This is a genomic window from Arcticibacterium sp. SM2516, from assembly GCF_057914865.1.
Genome location: NZ_CP195290.1, coordinates 279,348 through 300,533 on the forward strand (window position 1 = coordinate 279,348; position 21,186 = coordinate 300,533).

Annotated in this window: 18 protein-coding genes; 4 read left to right on the forward strand and 14 right to left on the reverse strand. The window is 37.1% G+C overall.

Annotated features, from left to right (window positions below):
* Position 1 precedes the first annotated feature (1 nt).
* The 11 genes from ACSBFT_RS01205 to sucD all read right to left on the reverse strand — a co-directional run bounded on the left by ACSBFT_RS01205 (position 2) and on the right by sucD (position 14,025).
* Positions 2–3,103 carry a SusC/RagA family TonB-linked outer membrane protein gene (locus ACSBFT_RS01205; protein ID WP_489602997.1) on the reverse strand — a complete coding sequence of 1,034 codons (3,102 nt, stop codon included), beginning with the start codon at positions 3,101–3,103 and terminating at the stop codon, positions 2–4.
* A 580-nt stretch (positions 3,104–3,683) separates the two neighbouring features.
* Entirely contained in the window at positions 3,684–6,185 is a 2,502-nt protein-coding gene (locus ACSBFT_RS01210; protein ID WP_489602998.1) for a hypothetical protein, read from the reverse strand.
* Positions 6,186–6,415: 230 nt separating this feature from the next.
* Positions 6,416–7,699, reverse strand: coding sequence for a cryptochrome/photolyase family protein (locus ACSBFT_RS01215; RefSeq protein ID WP_489603000.1), 1,284 nt, complete (start codon positions 7,697–7,699; stop codon positions 6,416–6,418).
* Positions 7,692–8,177 carry an SRPBCC family protein gene (locus ACSBFT_RS01220; RefSeq protein WP_463044322.1) on the reverse strand — a complete coding sequence of 162 codons (486 nt, stop codon included), beginning with the start codon at positions 8,175–8,177 and terminating at the stop codon, positions 7,692–7,694. Before ACSBFT_RS01220 ends, ACSBFT_RS01215 begins: the two co-directional genes overlap by 8 nt.
* Positions 8,170–8,862, reverse strand: coding sequence for a lycopene cyclase domain-containing protein (locus ACSBFT_RS01225; RefSeq protein WP_489603002.1), 693 nt, complete (start codon positions 8,860–8,862; stop codon positions 8,170–8,172). Before ACSBFT_RS01225 ends, ACSBFT_RS01220 begins: the two co-directional genes overlap by 8 nt.
* A complete protein-coding gene (locus ACSBFT_RS01230; RefSeq protein WP_489603003.1) occupies positions 8,859–9,311 on the reverse strand; it encodes a sterol desaturase family protein in 453 nt (150 codons plus the stop codon). Before ACSBFT_RS01230 ends, ACSBFT_RS01225 begins: the two co-directional genes overlap by 4 nt.
* Positions 9,308–9,751, reverse strand: coding sequence for a hypothetical protein (locus tag ACSBFT_RS01235; RefSeq protein WP_489603005.1), 444 nt, complete (start codon positions 9,749–9,751; stop codon positions 9,308–9,310). The genes ACSBFT_RS01230 and ACSBFT_RS01235 overlap by 4 nt, the downstream gene beginning before the upstream one ends.
* A gap of 1 nt (position 9,752) precedes the next feature.
* Entirely contained in the window at positions 9,753–10,592 is an 840-nt protein-coding gene (locus tag ACSBFT_RS01240) for a phytoene/squalene synthase family protein (protein ID WP_489603006.1), read from the reverse strand.
* Between the two features lie 3 nt (positions 10,593–10,595).
* Positions 10,596–12,053, reverse strand: coding sequence for a phytoene desaturase family protein (locus ACSBFT_RS01245; RefSeq protein WP_489603008.1), 1,458 nt, complete (start codon positions 12,051–12,053; stop codon positions 10,596–10,598).
* Between the two features lie 47 nt (positions 12,054–12,100).
* Positions 12,101–13,000, reverse strand: coding sequence for a MerR family transcriptional regulator (locus ACSBFT_RS01250; RefSeq protein WP_489603009.1), 900 nt, complete (start codon positions 12,998–13,000; stop codon positions 12,101–12,103).
* A 149-nt stretch (positions 13,001–13,149) separates the two neighbouring features.
* Positions 13,150–14,025 carry a succinate--CoA ligase subunit alpha gene (gene sucD, locus ACSBFT_RS01255; RefSeq protein WP_489603011.1) on the reverse strand — a complete coding sequence of 292 codons (876 nt, stop codon included), beginning with the start codon at positions 14,023–14,025 and terminating at the stop codon, positions 13,150–13,152.
* Positions 14,026–14,820: 795 nt separating this feature from the next.
* Here sucD and ACSBFT_RS01260 point away from each other — a divergent pair.
* A complete protein-coding gene (locus ACSBFT_RS01260) occupies positions 14,821–15,606 on the forward strand; it encodes a T9SS type A sorting domain-containing protein (RefSeq protein WP_489603012.1) in 786 nt (261 codons plus the stop codon).
* A 55-nt stretch (positions 15,607–15,661) separates the two neighbouring features.
* Here the strand turns inward: ACSBFT_RS01260 and ACSBFT_RS01265 are convergent, their stop codons facing one another.
* The 3 genes from ACSBFT_RS01265 to ACSBFT_RS01275 all read right to left on the reverse strand — a co-directional run bounded on the left by ACSBFT_RS01265 (position 15,662) and on the right by ACSBFT_RS01275 (position 18,513).
* On the reverse strand, positions 15,662–16,066 hold the full coding sequence (locus tag ACSBFT_RS01265) for a hypothetical protein (protein WP_463045028.1): 405 nt from the start codon (positions 16,064–16,066) through the stop codon (positions 15,662–15,664).
* A gap of 131 nt (positions 16,067–16,197) precedes the next feature.
* Positions 16,198–16,710, reverse strand: coding sequence for a hypothetical protein (locus ACSBFT_RS01270; RefSeq protein WP_489603014.1), 513 nt, complete (start codon positions 16,708–16,710; stop codon positions 16,198–16,200).
* Between the two features lie 69 nt (positions 16,711–16,779).
* A complete protein-coding gene (locus ACSBFT_RS01275; protein WP_489603015.1) occupies positions 16,780–18,513 on the reverse strand; it encodes a pseudouridine synthase in 1,734 nt (577 codons plus the stop codon).
* A gap of 306 nt (positions 18,514–18,819) precedes the next feature.
* Here ACSBFT_RS01275 and ACSBFT_RS01280 point away from each other — a divergent pair, with 306 nt between their 5' ends.
* The 3 genes from ACSBFT_RS01280 to ACSBFT_RS01290 all read left to right on the forward strand — a co-directional run bounded on the left by ACSBFT_RS01280 (position 18,820) and on the right by ACSBFT_RS01290 (position 21,112).
* Positions 18,820–19,734, forward strand: coding sequence for an SPFH domain-containing protein (locus ACSBFT_RS01280; protein ID WP_463045031.1), 915 nt, complete (start codon positions 18,820–18,822; stop codon positions 19,732–19,734).
* A gap of 4 nt (positions 19,735–19,738) precedes the next feature.
* Positions 19,739–20,170 carry an NfeD family protein gene (locus ACSBFT_RS01285; protein WP_489603017.1) on the forward strand — a complete coding sequence of 144 codons (432 nt, stop codon included), beginning with the start codon at positions 19,739–19,741 and terminating at the stop codon, positions 20,168–20,170.
* A 93-nt stretch (positions 20,171–20,263) separates the two neighbouring features.
* Positions 20,264–21,112 carry an alpha/beta hydrolase gene (locus tag ACSBFT_RS01290; RefSeq protein WP_489603019.1) on the forward strand — a complete coding sequence of 283 codons (849 nt, stop codon included), beginning with the start codon at positions 20,264–20,266 and terminating at the stop codon, positions 21,110–21,112.
* Positions 21,113–21,186 lie beyond the last annotated feature (74 nt).

Here is a 21,186-nt window from a genome sequence, read left to right on the forward strand (position 1 = left end):
ATTAGAAAGAAAGAGAAAGGTTAAATCCAAGATTTCTTGTAGATGGCATAGAGAAGTACTCTAAACCCTGAGAACCACCGTCTGCGGTATAACCACTTTCTGGGTCAACGTTAGGAACGCTTGACCAAAGTAGGGCAAGGTTTCTTCCAACTGCAGAAACTTTTGCACTTACAAAAGGGGTTTTCTGAAGGATGCTATTTGGTAAGCTATATCCTAAAGAAAGTTCTCTAAGTTTGCCAAAAGAGCTGTTGTAAATAAAGTTACTGGTAATCGTACGGTATTCGCTGTAATATTGGTCTACATCACTTGGAGCAATTTGCCAAGTTTTAGCCTCACCGTCAGCCGTTACGCCAGTTACTGTCAAACCATCTTCTCTACCCACGAGCGTTTCTTTATGAAGTCCCGAAGCATAAAGTCCAAGGTTTGTTCCAGACATCATGTTACCACCATTTCTCATGTCTATTAAGAAGCTAAGACTAATGTTCTTATACTTGAAATTATTAGAGAAACCTGCACTGAAAGGATGTCTTCCCAAGGCAAGCATTTCGAAGTCTCCTCTTACAGGGTAACCGTCGGCACTATAAACAGGAACACCATCAATAGTAGCTTGACTATATCCTGCAATAACACCTAGCTGCTCTCCCACATAATGACGAATCCTTTCTTGTCTTGATCTTGCTTCTTCTAAGTTAAGAAACTCAATTTGCTCTCCTTTGGCGTTAGTACCCAAGTTTAATACTTTAGATATGTTTCTAGCCATGTTGAAGGAAATGTCCCAACTGAATTTAGAATTTTTTATAGGCGTTCCAGTAACCAATAACTCAACACCTTTATTTTCTAACTCTCCAATGTTGATAGAAGTACTTCCGTATCCAGAAGTTCCAGAGATGGAAGTATTCAAGATGTCATCAACAGTATTTCTTTGATAAACAGCAAAGTCTACTCCTAATCTGTTCTTTAAGAATCTTAAGTCAAGTCCAAATTCAATTTCGCTAGATAGGTATGGCTTAAGATTAGGGTTAGGAATTGAACCATTATTAATGTTACCTAAAATGGCTCCATTATGTTGATACCCTTCCATTCTATAAGTCAAATTATTAGAATAAGGAGAAGGAGCTCCTCCACCTACTTGTGCATAAGAGATTCTTGCTTTCCCAAAGGTTAACCAAGCAGGTTGGTTTGGAATAATATCTGAGAATGAAAAGCTAAGACCGGCTGATGGATAGAAAATGGTATTGTTTTCAGGAGATAAAGTACTGAATTGGTCTTGTCTCCCTGTTAAGTTTAAGAATAGGTAATTGTTGAACCCGATGTTTGCAGAAGCAAAAACAGAGTTAACACCATATTCAGAAAATCCATAACTATAGCTTGTACTGGATACGTTATTTACACTACCAAAGAAAGGTACGTTTAAGCCGTTTCCACCTACTCTTGCAGACTCATCAGACCTTCTCATTCGGTTACCTCCAATAATACCGTCAATACTGATCTTCTGAAAGTCCTTATTAAAGCCTAAGAATAAATCTGCGTTGTCTTCACGAATGGTTCTATTGGTGATGTTATAATCACCAGTAGTTTTGTAAGCAGTACCATAAGGCTCTGAAGTTTCAAATCTTACCGCATTGAAATCTGTTCCAAGTCTTCCTCTCACATAAAGCCAGTCGGTTAAATGATAGGTTACAGAAGCGTTTCCGAAGAATCTGTGCTTATCATCTAAACGTAGAAATTGATATGCTGCCCAATATGGGTTTGTGGCATAAATATTACTGGTATGGCCAAGCTCGGTACCATCTATTTTTGAACCTAACTTTAAAGGGTCTCCCATTAAATCTGCAAACGATATATTTGGAGATTTGGTTAAAACGGTATAGTTGGCATTACCTGGGGAGTCAGAAAGACGAGGTCTGTTTTTGGCAGACTCTTTCGTGTATTGTCCAGTTACCGCAAGGTCTATTTTACCAAATTTACCGTTTAGATTGGCATTAAATGCAGTTCTGTCGAATCCAGAATTTGGCATAATGTCTTCATTCTGAAGATTAGAACCAGAAAACCTGAAGTTTCCTACATCGTTACCACCGGCCAAAGCCAAAGTATTGGTCCAGGTATTTCCCACCCTGTAGAAATCATTGATTCCTTCACCAGTGGCGGAGTATGGTCTACTTACACCGTCAAATTGAATAACATTAGAGCCATCCAATTTAGCACCCCAAGAGCTTGCACCTTGATCTGCAGCTTCTGCTTGGCTGGTAGGAGCTAAACCGTCTATTCCTGTTCCGTAAACTTCTTGTAAGTCTGTTCTGTCAATGGCTTTATCCATTGTGTAGTTGGAGTTAAAGCTTACACCGATGCCTCTAGTTCCTTTTCCAGACTTGGTCGTAATAAGGATAACACCATTAGAAGCTCTAGAGCCGTAAAGTGCAGATGCCGAGTTACCTTTAAGAACAGAAATGTTTTCAATATCGTCAGGGTTAATAGAGCTCAGTCCATCACCACTGTCGTTTCCTCCCCATAAACCAGCATTTCCTAGGTTAGAGTTGTCCATAGGTACACCATTGATAACATAAAGCGGTTGGTCATTTCCACTTAAAGAAGAACCACCTCTAATAACAACTCTACTAGTACCAGCAGCACCAGTAGTAGGCGATGATACATTCACACCAGCTACTTTACCAGTTAATGCATTCCCCATGTTAGTCGTTCTAGATTCCGTAAACTTGTCACCACCAACTTGAGTTACCGAGTAGCCAAGACTTTTCTTGTCTTTTTCGATACCAAAGGCAGTTACCACAACCTCACCTAATAGACTCGCGTTTTCTTCTAGTGTTACATTGATAGCTGTTTTAGTACCGACTAAAACATCTTTTGAATCATATCCGATGTAGCTAAAAGTTATTGTTTGACTCGGAGTTGCAGAAATTGTATAAGTTCCGCCCTCACCCGTAATAGTACCTTTTGTAGTACCTTTAACAGTTACGTTTACGCCGTATAGAGCTTCCCCTGTAGCGTCTGTAACCTTACCCTGAATTGCAGTCTCTTGAGCATAAGCCGAACTACCGACCGTTGCCATAAGAGTAAGAAACAATTGTAGTAGTTTTTTTCTCATGTAATTAATAGATTTTGGTAATTGAAAATAAGAATAGAAAGGTTTATAGGTTAATTAAGTACTCTTCAAAAGGATTTAATGAATGCATGCTAAAACAGCAAAAAATCCCTTTTCTAAGTTTTCAATTATAAGAGTTCATCCTTAACAAATGCTTAACAAATGCTTAACAAGTCTATAATTGTATGAAAAAATGAAAAATAGTCTCCAAATTCTATCATTTTTTGAAAGACAAGGCCGTTTATTGAATTTTACAGACTTGCATTATCTGTTTTTAGATCCGTCTGGTTGACCCTTAAAAGCCCTAAGCGGTATATAATATTATATTTTATATATAGTAAGTACCTTATTAAAATTTATTAGTAATGTATGAGGATAGGGATGGGATAAAATAGTATTACTTTATAGGAAGCATATGTTTTGAGTTTTCACATTGCTTTGACTGGATGTTTGGTGTGTGGAATTCGGTGTGAAATATTAATTGGAATTGGTGTGAAAACGTGCAATTTCCATCTGTTCCACTATAAGATGAGCAGGTCGGTCGTGTTAGTAGGAAAGATGGGTTGAGATGAATGAGGGTTATTTAAGACTCTAACACTTCTTGGTAGGTCTTCCCGAATTTCTCGCCAAATAAACTTTGGTAGTTCAGTATGAACTTCTCATAAGTTTCCTTTGCTAAGGAGTGTTTTCCAAGGAGGTGTTGAGCCCTACATTTAATACCCATAGCCATTTCTTCTAGAGAATCGAAGAGGAAAATGTTATTGGCTATTTCTATAAACGCTTGAGCGTTTTCTTTAGTGAGTTCCTGACCATCCCAGTAAAGCAGATATTTGTCGATGATCTTGTTAGAAGTTTCACTGGAGAAGCTGTCTAACCAATCGAAATCCTGATTAGGAAGTAAGGTTCCTCTCTGTACTATACTAGAGAGCTTGTTAATCTGTTCTTTAGTGTTTTCCGGATGAAAGAGTGTAATGTCTAGAAAGTCCGCATAATCTATATAAGCTTTTTTAGGGTCATATTCTATTTCCCAATTGCCCGTGTTTTTAACCAGAGTTATGCCTTCTACCTCTTCGAGGATACTTTTTAATTTCCGGATATTAACCGCTCTATTGTTTCTAGCACTGGCTTTAGATTTGTCGTACCAGAACATGCCATCCAGTTTAGCAGAGTTTAGGCCTTTGTTCCATCTTAATGAATGCATTAAAATATAGATCAGGATTTCTTTAATTAAAGGACTCACCATGCGGGTAAGGTCTTTTCCATTGTGATCTATTAAATGAAATTCTCCGAAAAGAACCAGGGAGCTTTTCCCTTTTTCGGATGTAGTCACAGCAGAAATCGTTGAATCAGGAATTTGGCTTTCTACGGTAACTTTGGTTGTTTTTTTTCTTGAAAAATAGGCTGCCAAGAGTAGGGCAAGGAGAATCAAGACCGCCAAGGCATATTTCCAATCCATGGAAGCAGCCACTTCATTTTCAACAGGCGTACTTATGGTGAAAACTTTGACTTTGGTAAGCCCGTTCTCAATGTTATAATGGGTGACTGCCAAATATAATTTCTGGTCAATTGTGTTTTGATAAAGGTTAACCGTTGAACTCACATCATTGAATTCGAAAGGTATGGCACTAGCTATATTTTTTAAGATGGGTTCTTTCAAAGAACCTTTGACCAATTGAAGTTCTGAATTGTATTTTTGTTGATTAAAAATCACAGCCAAAAATGAATCGCTATCTTCATTTATTAGGAGATCTGAACCAAAAACAAATGGCGTTTTAGGGGTAGGAAGATCATATATCTTTGAAATCTTACTTTCACCCCAACTTATTTTAAATAGATCATAATAGTTTTTAGGCGTTATCAGCTGGTCACCGGTTTCAGAACCATAGCCACCTAAATAATAGGACGTTTTTCTATCTGGCGTACTGCCAAATCCAGCCAAGTATCTTGGTGTTGATATATCTCCTTTCATGGAAATCTGGCTCCACTTGTTATTCGTAAAAGAAAACTTGTGAAAGGCATTTTTGTACTTAAACATGCCATATCCTCCAATGGTTACTAAAGCGGAGTCTTCCGGATAGATATAGATGTTATGATGCCAAAATTCCGTAAGGCTATCCGCTTTCGGGACATTGCTTTCAAAAATGTTCTCTTTGAATTTAAATGTGAACATTTGCCTAGAATTCAACCTGAGTAGAATATTGTTCTGGGAAAGTGGAACGGCTTTATCTCCAAAGTCAATTTCGTGATGGCCATTATTATAAGGAATATTTACTAGACTACCAGATACGAAATCAAAAATGGCGTGTTCGGTATTGCTGAAAAAATGCAGCTCATTTTTTTGGGTATCATACGAGTTAGCAATAATACCTTTAACAGATATGTTAAGTACTTCTTGCCAATCTTTTATTTTTTCTTTTAGCCACTTTGGATTTGTCACTTCGCCATTTAGCTTTCCTTTAGAATCCACAGCTATATTTTCAGAGGATTCATTAAGAAGCCAAAGGTGTTGCACTTTATTTTCGGATTTGACAGAAACATCTTTTATCACCATAGAAGCCACATCTTTGTAGCTTAAGTTAGGATGATTGCACTGACCAAAATATACAGTAAAGCAGTTGGAGAGATGATTGGTAGATTTTGTTTTGGATAATAGGATTCCGTTTCTAGTTAGAGAAACTTCATTGGTTACTGTTTGGACTTTTAAGGAAAAATCATCCCATTTGTCGGGTAAATCTGAAGGATCTAGCTTTAGATTGATACTCTCCTGGCCTACAATTAATTTATAAGAGTTTTCAGAGAAAATAAGGTCAATGTTCTTCCCATTTTCATCCACTAACCTAAATATGTAACCAAAGAAGTTGGTTTGATTTTGATTTAACTTGATTTTGAAATTCAATGAAAAATTAGCAGCGGTACATATTTTCTGATTCTTACCTAAAAGCAGCGTGGTACGTTTGTCGCTGATTTTCTCATTTCCATAAAAACCAAGTCCGTACTGTTGAGAATAACTTTTTACAGCGTAGCCAAAAGTTAGTAGTAGCAGGGGTATTAAAACCTTGCGAGGTAATAGAATATTCTTTTTCATTCGACTGTTTATAGACATAATGGAATGAGAATACGCTATCAGTTTTGAAGATATTTTAATTGATGAAGGTATTATTTTAAAATATTTTAATAGGTTAAAAGTATTCTATGTAACACCCATATAGCAATGAATCGTACTTCCAAAACCTAAATGGCGTGGATTAAGTCAGTATATTGAAAGAAAAATACAATCTAGCTTATCGGTGAGATGCACGCAATTTAGGAAAATAACTACAAATAAAGCTTATAAACCTCTAGGCATCTTTTCCTTGCAAACTTATGCTCGACCATTTGTGCAGGGTAGGTGAGGGTGTCGTAATTTTCTATCCATTTTCTTATATAAATCAATTTTGGGTCAAATTTTTTCTGCTGTTCTGATGGATTAAAAATTCTAAAATAAGGGGCGGAATCACAGCCGCTACCAGCCACCCATTGCCAGTTTCCATTATTGGCAGAGAGGTCGTAGTCTAATAATTTTTTAGCAAAATAAGCTTCGCCTAATCGCCAGTCTATTAGGAGATGTTTACATAGGAAGCTAGCCGTTACCATTCTAACTCTGTTGTGCATAAGGCCAGAGCTGTTAAGCTCTCTCATACCCGCGTCTACCATAGGATAGCCAGTTTCTCCTGTGCACCATTTTTCAAACTCCTCTTCGTTATTTCGCCATTGGATGTTGTCGTATTTGGTTTTAAAACTTTCCGTACAAACCCGTGGGAAATGAAAGAGTATTTGCATGAAAAACTCTCGCCATACCAGTTCACTTAAAAGTGTTTGATTCACCTTTCTTGCATTTTTGACAGCCTCTCTTACGGAAATGGTTCCAAACCTAAGATGGGTGCTCAAGTAGGAAGTTTGACCCAGCGATGGAATATTCCTTACCTCTTCGTAATTTTCTAAATGTTCAAAAGTATAATCCGGAACAGCTATGGCGGAAGGCTTGAATCCAATGTCCTCTAAAGAAGGCAAGTTAGACTGGAAAGTCACAAGATTATTCAGTTGTTCCTGACTTCTAAATGGCACTAGTAAGTGCTCATTAAAGGTGGTTAGCCATTTGTTTTTATAAGGTGTAAAAACGGTATAAGGGTTTCCATCCGCTTTAAGGATTTCATTTTCTTCGAAAACGACTTGGTCTTTAAAGGCGTAAGTGTTTATGCCTTTTTTGTATAACTCAGAGCGGATAGCTAAGTCTCTTTGAAGGGCGTAGGGCTCATAATCTTTATTGAAATAAACACCTTTTACATCATACTCTTCTAGTATTTGCTTCCAGATATTTTCAGGTTTTCCTAGGTATACTTTTATAGAGCATTGATGATGTTTCAGTTGCTCATTAATATTTTGAAGACTTTGGTATATGAAACTCACACGAGCATCATCTTGGTCTAGCTCCTCCAAAATAGCCGTGTCAAAAATAAAAATGGGTAAGGTAGGGCCTGCTTTAAGAGACTCGTATAAAGCGTGGTTATCCGCTATTCTTAAATCTCTTCTAAACCAAAAAATGTTAATTTTCTCATCCATTCGGAAACATCTTTTCTAGCTTTTCTGCTCTAAAAGAAAAAATATGATTCAATTTCTGTTTGATGAACAAGCCATGCAGCATTTCCCCAATAAACAAAGCAGGTATTTTGTAAGAAACTTTATCTATGGCTAAGGTTTTACCATCCGGCATGCTTTCAAAAAAATGCTCATGGTGCCACATGGTATAAGGTCCAAAACGCTGTTCGTCAATGAAATGACTTAAGTGTTTTACCTCGGTTATTTCTGTGACCCAATTGAGTTTTACTCCTGGTATTATGCCCACCTTATAAGTGATAATTTGTCCCGCATATGCGTTTTTAGCTATCTCAGAAGTGATTTCAAAACTCATTTCTGGAGGTGTGATCTTAGGCAAATTAGCAGGTGAGCTAAAAAAGTCCCAGGCTTCTTCTAAACTTATAGGAAGCACCTGACTCGCTGTTAAGGTATGTATGCCAGAATGGCTTTTAAATTTAATCATTGATAAAGTGTTTTTCAAACTTTCTCATGAGCATGATATTGAGAAAAATCATACTAAATGCGTAGGCTGTATCTTCCACAGGTATGGTAAAAAGTCTTATTCCTAGATTTTCAGCATTATTATACCAAACCACAGGTGCTTCAATAAAGCTGCCAGTAAGAATGCCGTTAACAATGAAAAATGGAATAAGAATGATAATAAAGGAGATATAAAATCTTCTAAGTAATTCCAGATTTGTAAACCAAGCAATTATAATGACAGCAGAAAAAGTCAGGAAATTGACAGCCGTATACATTCTTTCTATAAATGTGATACCAACCACTAAACCAATTAGGAGAAGAGCAATGGTAAGGGTTTTGGTGGTGTTTATGCCCAAAAGCCAATGAGGTACAAAGTATGCCAATGAATAATGAATGAAAATGCTGGCATAAGGAATGCAAAAGAAGAATAAGATTTCTTCAAAAGGTAAATGAAAGGCATAAATACCTAAATGGTAGGTTTCATTAAAGCCCCATACACCTCTTATGGTAAATATAGAATCCCAAAAAATGAAAAGAAAAGCTACTATAAAGGAAGATAATAAGATAGATTTCCAATGTTTCTTGAAATTCATTTTTGGATGAAATGAATACAAAAAAGGAATAGAAACAGAGCCTAAATTAAGTAATAAATAAAGCCATTTCATGACAAATTGGGACTCTTAAAGTACTTGAAAGGAACGTATAACATGCCAAAACATTCACCATCCTCTTTTCCCAAATGTTTATGATGCATTTTATGAGCCTTTCTTAATCCTCTTAAGTATGGATTGCTGGTTTTATCAAACCATTTAAACCTCCTGTGAATGAGCACATCGTGAACCAAAAAGTAGGCTATGCCATAAAACAAAATTCCTAAACCGATAAAGAAGAAAACGTTTAAACCTCCGTTTACACCTAGATAAAAGAGCAATATGCTTGGCATGGCAAAGATGACAAAGAAGATGTCGTTTTTTTCAAAGAATGAATCATACCTAGGTTGATGATGGTCTTCGTGCAATACCCATAAAAGTCCGTGCATTACAAATCTATGGGTGCACCAAGTAATGCCTTCCATGATTAAAAAAGTAAGTAGTGTAACTAATGCGAATATCATAATGAACAGTGCTGCTTGATATATTTACTTAGAAGGTCTTCAGAAGAGCTTGAATGTAGATATTTTAATAAAATGGATTTATCTTCAGACATGCTGGCTTTATACGATAAAATAGAAGGAGAATTATTTTGAATAAGGTATCTAACATACCTCAAGTGAATATTTTTAGGATTCTCTCGTACTAAATTTTCCAGTTTATCTTTACTCTGGTTAAAGATACTTAATTTCTTCATCGGGTTAAAGGCGTGCTCTGCCTGTTTCATTTCCATCGTGCAAACATATGCTTGATATGTCGCCGAGTTGGTGGTGACGTGCTTTTTTATAAAAGCGAGCTCTTCAGACACCGATTTAATACTATGAAATTCTTTTAGGAGCTTAGGGACATCCTCTGATGACGTAATCCCCAATAGTCCAAGGAAAAGAAAAATTAAGATCTTCATTTTAATATCTGTTTAAATGGTAGCGAATATAGCAATCTCCTAGAATAGTAAGTTTCCTGAAGTCAGATATTCTTATTCGCTCATTCATAATGTTTTCAGAAGGGGTTTTTTCTAATTTATGCAGCAGACGGTTATAATACCTATAGGCCACATATACACCGAGTCTAGCTTCTAAAGGTAACTTCACAATGCCTCTATAAGCAGCAGCAAAGTCGTTTTTAATCTCATTTACAATTGCCACTTTTTGGCTCTGGGAAATGTTTCTTAAATCAATATTAGGAAAATAAGAGCGGTTGAGGATTTCATAATCATCCTTGAGGTCTCTTAGGAAATTTACCTTCTGAAAGGCAGAGCCTAAATGCATTGCCGCATCTTTAAGGTAAAGAAATTTCTCGCAGTCTCCTTTTACAAAAACCTTTAAACACATAAGACCAACCACGTCTGCAGAGCCGTAAATGTAGGCTTCTATTTCCTTTCTGGTATCGTAGGTTTGTTTTCTAAGATCGGCTCTCATACTGGCCATAAACGCCTTGATGTGTTCTGGGTCAATATCGTATTCTTTCACGGTTCTTTGAAAGGCATTGAGAATAGGATTAAGGCTTATGCCATCTTTCATAGCCCGATAATAATCCTCTTCAAACCTATTGAAAAGATCTTCTTTTGGGTAGTCGTGAAAGCTATCTACAATCTCATCCGCCAAACGAACGAAGCCATAAATATTATAAATAGCTGGTCTTATGGAAGGGGATAATAACCCAACTGCCAAAGAAAAAGAGGTGCTATATTTTTTAGTAACCAGTTTGGCACTTTGTAGTGAGAACTCGTCAAATAGTTTTTTCATAGGTTAGAGGTTTAGGAGAATTTGCTCTGCGGCTATTTTTCCAGAGATTAAAGCTGGCGGAACCCCAGGTCCAGGTACGGTTAATTGACCCGAAAAGATCAAGTTTTTGACTTTTTTACTCTTGATTTTTGGTCGTAAAAAAGCAGTTTGAGTCAATATATTTGCTAGGCCGTAAGCATTTCCCTTGTAAGAGTTATAGTCTTCTTTAAAATCCTTCACACAATATGATTCACAAAATAGCATGTTATTCTGAATATCTTGACCAGTAAGGCTTTCTAATCGGTCTAAAATAATTTTTAAATATTTCTCTCTAAGCTCTGGGGTATCCTCTAGGTCAGGAGCTAATGGAATAAGAAAAGTGGCAGCCTCGTGTCCGTCAGGGGCAAATTTAGAGTCAGTCATAGATGGGAAACTCCCATAGAACAATGGTGTTTCTGGCCAGCGAGGCTCATCGTAAATGGCCGCAGCATGTGGCTCAAAATCCGTGTCAAAGAATAGGGTATGGTGCGAAAGGTTCTCTAACTTATGGTTTATACCTATATAAAAAAGTAGTGCTGAGGGTGCAAAAACCTTTTCGGCCCAATAGCCTTCTGAGTATTGTCTATGCTCTTTATCAAGTAGCGTTTCTGAATGATGATAATCTGCACCACTTAAAACAAAGTCGGATTTTATTTCCTTGCCATTCACTGTAAGCCCTACAGCCGTTTTGTTTTCCACCAAGATCTTTTCAACATTGGCTTCCGTAACGAATTCTACGCCGAGATTTTCTGCGAGTTGCTGCATTCCTTCCACTACAGCATACATACCACCTTTAGGATGCCATGTGCCTAACCCAAAATCCGCCCAGTTCATAAAATTGTACATGGCTGGCGTATTACTAGGTTTAGCACCAAGAAAAAGAACGGGAAATTCCAGAAGTTTTCTTAATCTGGGACTTTTAAAGCTTTTTCTGATCTGTGCTTGAATGCTTGTAAACAGAAGATGTAACCTGGTAGCACTCTTTAAAGTAACTAATTCTAAAGGAGATTTTCCTGGCCTGTATACTAAATCTTGTACGGCTATTTCGTAGTTGCGTTTGGCTTGCTCAAGAAAGTTTTTCAGTTTAGCGGCACTACCACTTTCTGTTTTTTCAAAGAGTTCATAGATTTCATCTAGGTTTCCAGAAACTTTTACGCTGTCGTTTTTATCGAAATATACTTCATATCCAGGGCTTAATTTTTCTAGTTGATAGAAATCACTTGGTTGCTTTCCAAACTCGGCAAAGAATTTTTCAAAGACATCTGGCATCCAATACCATGTGGGGCCTATATCAAAAGTAAAGCCGTCTTTCTCTAATCTTCTAGCTCTTCCTCCTGTGGTTTTGTTTTTTTCATAAACGGTAACTTTTTGACCAGCTTGTGCCAGATAACATGCCGCTGCTATGGAAGAAAACCCGGATCCTATAATTGAAATGTTTTTCATATTGTTTAACAAAAATACAAATCAATTAAACAAAAAGTCAATTGCGTCTATATTTTTTTAATAAGCTCTTCTATAGATTGGTAGATTATAATATTTTTAAGACTAGGGCTTTCATCAGATTCACAAAATTTTCTTCCTATCGCCCAGAATTCGTTTTTTTCGTTAGTTAATTTAAGACAAACTTCGTTGAGATAATGATTAACCTCTTCAAATTTTGGTGAAACGGTAAATTGACTAATCCAAACAATTTTCTCCTCCAATTGGTCTTGAAGTAATTCTAAATCAGGAATAGGTATACTTCTACCTAGATAAATAGTTTTATTTCCTCTTAAAAGAAGCTCATAGTTGAGGTAAAGAATTCCTATTTCATGCATTTCTTCCTCAGGCAAATAGAGCACATAAGTTCTATCTTCAGAAACCGATTTGTTCCATTCCAAGTTTTCAATATTTACCTGTATTTTCTGATAGATTAGATTGCTTATAAAGTGCTCATGAGCAGGTGTTAGAGATTTAGTTTGCCAGTTTAATCCAATAAAGTTAAGAAAAGGGATAAATAAATCTTTAAAAACCTCACTGAAGGATTTTATTTGAATTTGTTCTGAATAAATTTGATTAAATAAAGAGGTGTCAAATTTATACATGCACATCTTCAGAGAAGCCAAAGCCTTATCATTTTTGAACTCTTGAAATACGAACTCGCGGGTTTTACGGATTATTTCTTCTTCCGAAAAATCCGCAATTTTTGATATTTTAAAGCCGTGATTATTAAGTAAGGCTATATTTAGTATTTTTTGAAGGCTCTCTGTGTTATACAGCCTGATGTTCCTTCCTAGTCTTTCCGGTTTTAGTATATCATATCTTTTTTCCCATATTCTAATGGTATGGGCTTTAATGCCCGATATGTTTTCTAAATCGTTTATGGTGAAGGAATTTTTGATATTGTTCATTAGAATTCTTTTCTAGTTAAACAAATATAGGAAAATTACCTTCGCAACTAATTCTTCTTAAAGCATAAGCTTTGGGATGAACTTGGCACAAAAAAAAGGTTGACCGGGAAGGTCAACCTTTAATCGCAATACTTTATAGATATAATGAATTATAAACCTAATGCTTTCAGCATCACGTCGCCAATCTCCGCTGGAGACTTACATACATGAATACCACATTCCGCCATAATTTTCATTTTTGCTTCTGCTGTATCATCAGCACCACCAATAATAGCACCGGCATGTCCCATTCTCTTTCCTTTAGGGGCAGTTTGACCAGCAATAAAACCTACTACAGGTTTTGGGTTTCCTTGCTCCTTAATCCATCTTGAAGCCTCGGCCTCATAGTTTCCACCAATTTCACCAATCATAACGATAGCTTCCGTTTCTGGATCTTCCATTAATAATTGAACAGCTTCTTTCGTAGAAGTACCTATGATAGGGTCACCACCAATACCGATGGCCGTAGAAACTCCTAAACCAGCTTTAACGATTTGGTCAGATGCTTCATAAGTAAGTGTACCAGATTTAGATACAATACCTATTTTACCTTTTTTGAATACAAAGCCAGGCATGATACCAACCTTAGCTTCTCCGGGAGTAATAACACCAGGGCAGTTAGGTCCAATCAATGTACAGTCCATTCCTTGAATGTAAGATTTGGCCGTAATCATATCTTTAGTAGGTATACCTTCTGTGATACATACGATGACCTTAATTCCTGCATCGGCAGCTTCCATAATAGCATCCGCAGCAAACCCTGGAGGTACAAAAATAATTGATACGTTAGCTCCAGCCTTTTCAACGGCTTCTTCTACAGTATTAAAAACTGGCCTGTCCAAATGTGTTTGACCACCTTTTCCAGGTGTTACACCACCTACTACATTGGTGCCGTATTCTATCATTTGAGAAGCATGGAAGGTTCCTTCAGTCCCTGTAAAACCTTGTACTATAACTTTTGAATCCTTATTGACAAGTACGCTCATTGAATCGTTTTTATGCTTAAGTTTTGAATGAAAGATTGCTCATTAACTGGCAACTCTTAACGGGTGTCAAAAGTACTTTGGAAATTAGAAAAATACAAAAAAGATTTAGATGGTATTTGCGGAAACTTCATAATAAAGTGAATTAGCTATGAATTGCCCGATATTTGAACTTTGTAAAGTGCTAATTAATAAGCATAAGTTACAAATGGCGTTTTCCGCTGCCAAAATTATGGTGATTGCTTTACTTCTGTCTTCTAAATGAAAGGGATAAACATCGATGTCAATTCATCAAAAGATGCCTGTTTTACTTTAAATTAAACAGCTTAAAAAAAATAAAACAAAGGCTATTTGCTTTAATGCTTTGGGCAATCGCAGTCATTTTTTTTGAACAACCTTTTGAATAAACCCCTCTTCTTTTTTTTGTAGCGACCATTCTTTTTCTTCTTTCCCTTTTTTGTTCCTACCATTTCTATGGTATTTTCTGAGCTAACAGTACCTACAGGTGGTGAGGTGGCAAATGAAAATTGCACCACAAATAGGAAACAAAGAAGAAAAGTTAGTTTACGTGTCATAGGTGATAAACGATGAAAAGGAAAATTATTGCCTCACCAATAGAAGAGAATTTCCTAGCCAAAAGTTCTGAAAATATGGGATTTTCTGGTTTTTAGAAAGTGGTGCGTTAAGGAGGAAACGTTAAGTTTCTTTAACAAAAATTAAGGAATGAATACCATAGATTTGTGATGTAATGATGCTCAAGCACATTAATACAAATAAGAAAAACTAAAACTTAACGATATGAAAAAGTTAGCAATACTGGCCTGTTTGGCTTTTATGAGTTCTATGGTTTACGCTCAAAGTGAGTCTTCTACGGTAACCATTCGGGTTGAAAAGATTGTGGATGGAAAAAAAGAGGTGAAAATAAGAAAGATTAACACGGCAGGAATGTCAGATGCAGAGCGGGATGCGGTGATAGAAAATGTACAAGATTCTCTCATTGGTGATGTGAATAGTAAAAAGAGGATGAAAGTGATGATAGAAGACGATAGAGATGTCTTCTTTGGGGAGCAAGATGAAGAATTGGAGTTACGTGAGAACGAAGACGGTGTATGGCAACATTTTGATGGTAATAACGATAAACAAGTAAAGATTTTCAAGAAAGAAAAAAAGGGTGGGGATGATTGGAAGGAAGATTTTGAATGGGAAATGGAGCGTTTTGGAAATAACATGAAAATGCTAGGTGAAGAAATTCCTCATAGAATTGAACAGAATATGCCTAGGTTTTATGCTTGGTCAGATAACGTATTGGCAGAAATAGGCAACAGTCCTATACGTTCTTTGGATGTTTTTCCTAATAAGCCAGACTCAGATGTGATAAACGTTAAGTTTTTTGCTCCTGAAGAAGGAGATATCAGTATTACAGTTTTAGACACTAAAGGGAAGATAGTTGCTCAGAAAGAGTCCAAAGCCTTCAAAGGGGAGTTTGTAGGTCAAATCAGCCTTAAAAAGGGCGTAAAAGGGACGCATTTTGTGATAGTGAGCCAAGGAGATGATGGCGTTAGCAGAAAAGTAGTTTTAGATTAAGATAGTGCTTTTTTGCAAAAACTCGCTCAGCTTATAATCCATATAGTGGGCGAGTTTATTTTTTGCCCATAAATTCCAGATTCAAACCATTTATGTCGGCCGTCAAGTATAAAACGTAACCTTCGGTTTGAACTATAGATTTCTTTCCCAAGTCCATGTAAACATCCATTTTATAAATTCCGATTTGTTTTTCGTTTAAGCTGAGGATTTTTTCATCACCTTTTTTTGAAACGATTACATTTTTCAGAACCTGATTTCCAGCTCTGTTGTCTTTATAACTCAGTTCATAGGCATTCCCCGTTTTATGTTTCAAATTCACCTCATTAGTAGTAGGTAAAGCACATTTTAAAGGGTCAATGATGACTTTAAAGCTTCCGCTCAATTCGTTTTTTGCATCGAGATTTAATTTTTCACAAGAAAATAGACTGGTAAAAATAAGGAGGTAAAATATTTTTTTCATGGTCATTGCCAGTTTTGAGGATTAACAGATTTGATCATAGAATGCAGTAAGAACAAATTTGGTTGTATCTAAAAAAAAGAAAAGGGTCACTGAATTAACAATGACCCTTTTCCTTAGAAGTTTATTTCTAATTATTTACCAAAAAGCTTACTCCAAAATCCTTTAGCTTTTTTAGTGATTTCTTCTACGGCTTCTTCGGCTACATCTGCAAGTTCAGAGGCTTTAGCTTTGGCTTTCGCTGCAGCTTCTTCCACGTCTTCTTTCATATCTTCAAATTTCTCAGAAGCTTCAGCTTTCATTGCTTTTACATTTTCGTCGCTCATCATATCCTTAACCTTCGCCTTCGCTTTATTAACCGCTTCTTCAGCTTCAGAAGCGAGCTCTTTTGCCTTTGCTTTAGCGTCATTGAAAGCTTCACCTGCGTCTTCTTTCATGTCATCAAATTTCTCAGAAGCTTCGTCTGCTAATTTTGAAGCTGTATCTTTTGCTTTAGACGTTGCTTCATCAAAAGCACCTTTGGTTTCATTTACAGCATCTTTTGTTTCAGAGCCCACAGTGTCCGCTGTTTGAGAAACGGTGTTTTCGGTAGTTTCCTTAGCCTTGTCGGCCAAATTCTCAGCTTTATCGTTCAGATTATCTAACATTACTTTTTTTGGTTTTTAAGGTTAATTGCGACTAAAAATACAATATTCTAAACAGATTTACAATATCACTTAAAGCATATATTTCAATCTAATAAGCTCTTTTTCATTTAGGAATCTCCATTTTCCCCTTGGCAAATCCTTTTTAGTTAATCCAGCAAAAGTGGTACGGTCTAATTTCGTGACTTCATAACCGAAGTTTTCAAAAATCCTTCTCACAATTCTGTTTTTGCCGGAGTGTATTTCTATACCTACTACAAATGCATCTGGCGTTACCAGAGCCAATTCGTCAGGTTTTACAAAACCATCTTCCAGTTCAATACCTTCCTTTATGGCTTCAAAATGTTCCGTGGTGATAGGCTTGTCTAGCTCTGCTTGATAAATTTTCTTAACGTCGTTGGTCGGGTGCGTTAGTTTTTCGGTCAACTCTCCGTCATTGGTCAACAGTAACAAACCAGTGGTGTTTCTATCTAGTCGACCTACTGGATAAACTCTTTCTTTACACGCTCCTCCTACCAGATCCATCACTGTTTTACGCTCCTTAGGATCGTCCATTGTAGTTATGAAGTCTTTCGGTTTATTAAGAAGGATATACATCATTCTTTCACGGTTCAAGACATCCTTGCCATATTTTATAGTATCGCTATCTTTTACCTTGTAGCCCATTTCTGTCACTACTTTTCCGTTCACCTTAATCATTCCAGACTCTATAAGCTCGTCTGCTTCTCTTCTACTACAAAGACCAGAATTGGAGATGTACTTATTAAGTCTAATGTCTTCGTTTTCGTCAGGAATGTTATCTTCTATTTTAGACCTGAACCTTTCTGGAGCTTTTGCTCTCAAAGCAGCTGGGTCATACCTAGGAGCTCTTTCTGGACCTACCTGTCTGTCTAAATCAGGTTTAAATTGCTTTATTTCAGGTCTATTTTTTCTTGGCCTTTCCTCCTTAGAAAAACCAGATTTTTCCGTTTTTCCTCTTCCAGCTGGAGCGTTTCTGAAACTTCTTTCATCTGGTCTTCTATTATCATCGCCTCTTGAAGGTCTTTCATCCCTGCCAGAAGAACGTCTATCTGAGTTATCGTTTCCATAACGAGGTCTTTCGTCTCTATTAAAAGACGGCCTTTCAGAATTGCTGTTTCTCTCTTCTCTGTTGAATGGACGTGATCTATCACCAGACTTATCGTCTCTGTTGAATGGAGGTCTTGAAGGTCTGTCAGCGTCGTATCTCGGTTTTTCATCTCTGTTAAAAGGTGGTCTTGCCGGTCTGTCTGAAGCACCATATCTTGGTTTATCGTCTCTGTTAAAAGAACGACTGTCCCTGCTGTTATTTGATCTATCTGAACCCTGACGAGAATTTTCGTCTCTGTTGAAAGGTGGTCTCGATGTTCTATCAGAGCGGTCAGAACCGTATCTTGGTTTCTCGTCTCTATTAGAAGGTCTGTCAGAACCGTATCTTGGTTTCTCGTCCCTATTAGAAGGTCTGTCTGAGTTGTATCTTGGTTTTTCGTCTCTGTTAAATGACGGTCTTGATGGACGGTCAGAATTGAAACGTGGTTTGTCTCCACCGAATTTCGGTTTGTCGTCTCTGTTATAGGATGGCCTTGATGAGCCACCTCTGTCGTTATTTCCATAACGAGGTTTATCGTCTCTTCCTCTGCCTTGTTCTCTGTTGAATTTCGGTCTTTCTTCGCTTCTGGAAGAATCTCCGCTAGATTTAAAGGGTCTTGATGATGAATTAGATCTTTCTGAAGATCTCTTTTCTGAATTGTCTTTGTCGGTATTACCGAACTTTCTAAAATTAGCCATTTTGTTGCAGCATCTCTGCTGTAATTATTTGATATACTGAAAACTAAAACAAAGATACCTTTATTTTAGCATTAGATTTTAGGTAGCTCATATTAACAAGGTTTTGACATGATCTTACTTAGATAAAGACAATTAAATCCTTAATAATTGAAGATTTTCCGTTTGACCTCATTTTTTTGCCTTTCTTAAGTTCTGGGTTTTATTTATACCAATTGCCTTGCTAATGATGGGCTCTAGCGGTAATTTGCTAACGTTATTTCGGTCAAATTAGACCAAGTATAAAACAACTTAAATTTAAAATTACTCATGATTACTTTAGCCGCTATTGTGTTTTTGGTCATTATCATTGTTATGATGGGAGTGAAAGTGGTTCCGCAGCAACGAGCCTACATTGCAGAGAGACTTGGGAAGTATTACGGTACGCTTCAGCCTGGTATTAATTTTATCATTCCTTTGGTAGATCGTGTTGCTTACAAGCATGGTTTAAAAGAGCAAGCCTATGATATTCACGAGCAGGTATGTATTACACGCGATAACGTACAAGTAAGAGTGGATGGGGTTATTTTCCTTCAAGTCATAGATGCTCATAAAGCCTCTTATGGCGTAAATGATTATGTTTTTGCTGTAACGCAATTGGCTCAAACGACCATGCGTTCAGAGATCGGTAAAATCGATTTAGATAAGACTTTTGTGGAGAGAATGGCCATAAATCATGCCGTAGTTCAAGCCATTGACGAAGCTGCCATTAGTTGGGGCGTAAAAGTATTGAGATATGAAATTAAAAACATTTCTCCACCTCAAACGGTACTCATGGCTATGGAAAAACAAATGCAAGCAGAGCGTGAAAAACGTGCCGTTATCTTAGAATCTGAGGGTAAACAGCAGTTCGCTATTAATACAGCGGAAGGTCAGAAAGCCAGAGTGGTATTAGAGTCTGAAGGGGAGAAGTTGAGACAAATTAATAAGGCGGAAGGAGAAGCAGCCGCGATAATGTCTGTGGCACAAGCAACTGCCGAATCTGTAAGGTTAGTAGCTGCCGCTATCAGTGAAAAAGGAGGAATGCAGGCCGTTCAGCTTCAAGTTGCAGAGCAGTACATTGAACAGTTTGGGAACTTGGCTAAAGAAGGGAATACCCTGATTTTGCCGGGGAATATGGCTGATATGGGTTCAATGATAGCCTCTGCCATGACCGTTATAAAAGAAACATCACCTAAAAAATAAGAATATGGAATTATCAAATGTTGAAATTTGGGTAATTCTGGGAGTAGTATTACTCATCGTTGAAATCTTTTCAATCAGTTTTTTTGCAATTTTTTTCGGAGTAGGGGCACTAATTACCGCATTGTTTTCTTATCTGGACATTACGTCAGATTGGATTACACAAATAATTGCGTTCTTAATATTGTCTGTCGCTACCCTTCTAGGTTTTAGAAAGCAGATTTTAGAATCCTTTAACCAGAAAGGAGAGGATTATACGGAGCTCGTGAATGAAAGGGCTCACGTTTCAGAAGATATTCCGGCCAAAGGTGAAGGAAAGGTCTTTTATAGAGGTTCAGACTGGATAGCCGAGGCTATAGACGGTTCTGGCATACCAAAAGGAAGTACCGTCTGGATTAAAAAAGTAGATGGCATTAGGCTTTTAGTAGAAGTAGAATAAAAAATAATATCCGTGGGGTCTCTAAGATAGAGAAGGCTTCACGGATTTTTTAGTGTCTAATAAGACGTTTTTTTTGTAAAATAACCCATGAAAATGTTTAAAAGAATAATTGTACTTTTTTTATTAATTCCGTTTTTAAGTATTGCTCAAAATACTCCGAAGGTAATACCTCTTTGGGAGGAGGGTGCACCTGGTTTTGAACATCTGAAAAACGAGAAAGAAGAAGCAAAAGACTATTGGGTCAAGAATGTGCATAATCCTTCTATTACGGTGTACGTACCTGAAAGCGGCAAAGCTAATGGTGCGGCTGTTTTAATATTTCCGGGTGGCGGACATCGGCTTTTGGTGATTGATGCTGAAGGTACAGATGCCGCAAAGTTTCTTAATCAATTTGGCATTACGGCTTTTGTACTAAAATACAGAATGGCAAGAGAACCAGATTCTCCATATGAATTGGGCGTTCACGCCAAAGAAGATGCTCAGCGAGCCATGCGATTAATAAGGGCCAATGCCCAAGAATATGGTTTAGACAAAGATAAAGTAGGTGTAATGGGTTTTTCTGCTGGAGGAGAAGTGGTGCATTGGATGGCATATGATGATGGCAAAAATGTAATGAACAAAGTGGATCCTATAGATAGTCAAAACTCAAAACCAAACTTTCAAATTTGTATATATCCCGGGCCTTTAGGCGTTCCAGAAACTATTCCAACAGATGCTCCACCAGCTTTTGTTTTAGCCGCCAACGATGACGAATGTTGTTCTGAACCAGTATTGAAATTACTTCAAGGATATAGAAAGGCGGGTGTACCCATAGAAGCACATTTTTATAGCAAAGGTGGGCATGGTTTTAATATGGGCTATCGTAGCGATTTGAAAACCCTAAGTCACTGGCCAGCTAGACTAGGAGATTGGTTGTTGGATACAGGATTGGGAAAGAAGTAAAACAATCGTTTTTTTGTTCTACCCTTTCCATAAAATCGATGCCACTTAAGCTACATATTTAACTGATTTGACTT

Bases quoted from the DNA above. Each gene is read 5' to 3' on its own strand.
- ACSBFT_RS01265 (WP_463045028.1), bottom strand. From the start codon at position 16,066: ATGAAAAAAATATTTTACCTCCTTATTTTTACCAGTCTATTTTCTTGT.
- ACSBFT_RS01245 (WP_489603008.1), bottom strand. From the start codon at position 12,053: ATGAAAAACATTTCAATTATAGGATCCGGGTTTTCTTCCATAGCAGCG.
- ACSBFT_RS01220 (WP_463044322.1), bottom strand. From the start codon at position 8,177: ATGATTAAATTTAAAAGCCATTCTGGCATACATACCTTAACAGCGAGT.
- ACSBFT_RS01275 (WP_489603015.1), bottom strand. From the start codon at position 18,513: ATGGCTAATTTTAGAAAGTTCGGTAATACCGACAAAGACAATTCAGAA.
- ACSBFT_RS01270 (WP_489603014.1), bottom strand. From the start codon at position 16,710: ATGTTAGATAATCTGAACGATAAAGCTGAGAATTTGGCCGACAAGGCT.
- ACSBFT_RS01285 (WP_489603017.1), top strand. From the start codon at position 19,739: ATGGAATTATCAAATGTTGAAATTTGGGTAATTCTGGGAGTAGTATTA.
- ACSBFT_RS01240 (WP_489603006.1), bottom strand. From the start codon at position 10,592: ATGAAAAAACTATTTGACGAGTTCTCACTACAAAGTGCCAAACTGGTT.
- ACSBFT_RS01225 (WP_489603002.1), bottom strand. From the start codon at position 8,862: ATGAAATGGCTTTATTTATTACTTAATTTAGGCTCTGTTTCTATTCCT.
- ACSBFT_RS01260 (WP_489603012.1), top strand. From the start codon at position 14,821: ATGAAAAAGTTAGCAATACTGGCCTGTTTGGCTTTTATGAGTTCTATG.
- ACSBFT_RS01250 (WP_489603009.1), bottom strand. From the start codon at position 13,000: ATGAACAATATCAAAAATTCCTTCACCATAAACGATTTAGAAAACATA.
- ACSBFT_RS01230 (WP_489603003.1), bottom strand. From the start codon at position 9,311: ATGATATTCGCATTAGTTACACTACTTACTTTTTTAATCATGGAAGGC.
- ACSBFT_RS01235 (WP_489603005.1), bottom strand. From the start codon at position 9,751: ATGAAGATCTTAATTTTTCTTTTCCTTGGACTATTGGGGATTACGTCA.
- ACSBFT_RS01215 (WP_489603000.1), bottom strand. From the start codon at position 7,699: ATGGATGAGAAAATTAACATTTTTTGGTTTAGAAGAGATTTAAGAATA.
- ACSBFT_RS01205 (WP_489602997.1), bottom strand. From the start codon at position 3,103: ATGAGAAAAAAACTACTACAATTGTTTCTTACTCTTATGGCAACGGTC.
- ACSBFT_RS01210 (WP_489602998.1), bottom strand. From the start codon at position 6,185: ATGAAAAAGAATATTCTATTACCTCGCAAGGTTTTAATACCCCTGCTA.
- sucD (WP_489603011.1), bottom strand. From the start codon at position 14,025: ATGAGCGTACTTGTCAATAAGGATTCAAAAGTTATAGTACAAGGTTTT.
- ACSBFT_RS01280 (WP_463045031.1), top strand. From the start codon at position 18,820: ATGATTACTTTAGCCGCTATTGTGTTTTTGGTCATTATCATTGTTATG.
- ACSBFT_RS01290 (WP_489603019.1), top strand. From the start codon at position 20,264: ATGTTTAAAAGAATAATTGTACTTTTTTTATTAATTCCGTTTTTAAGT.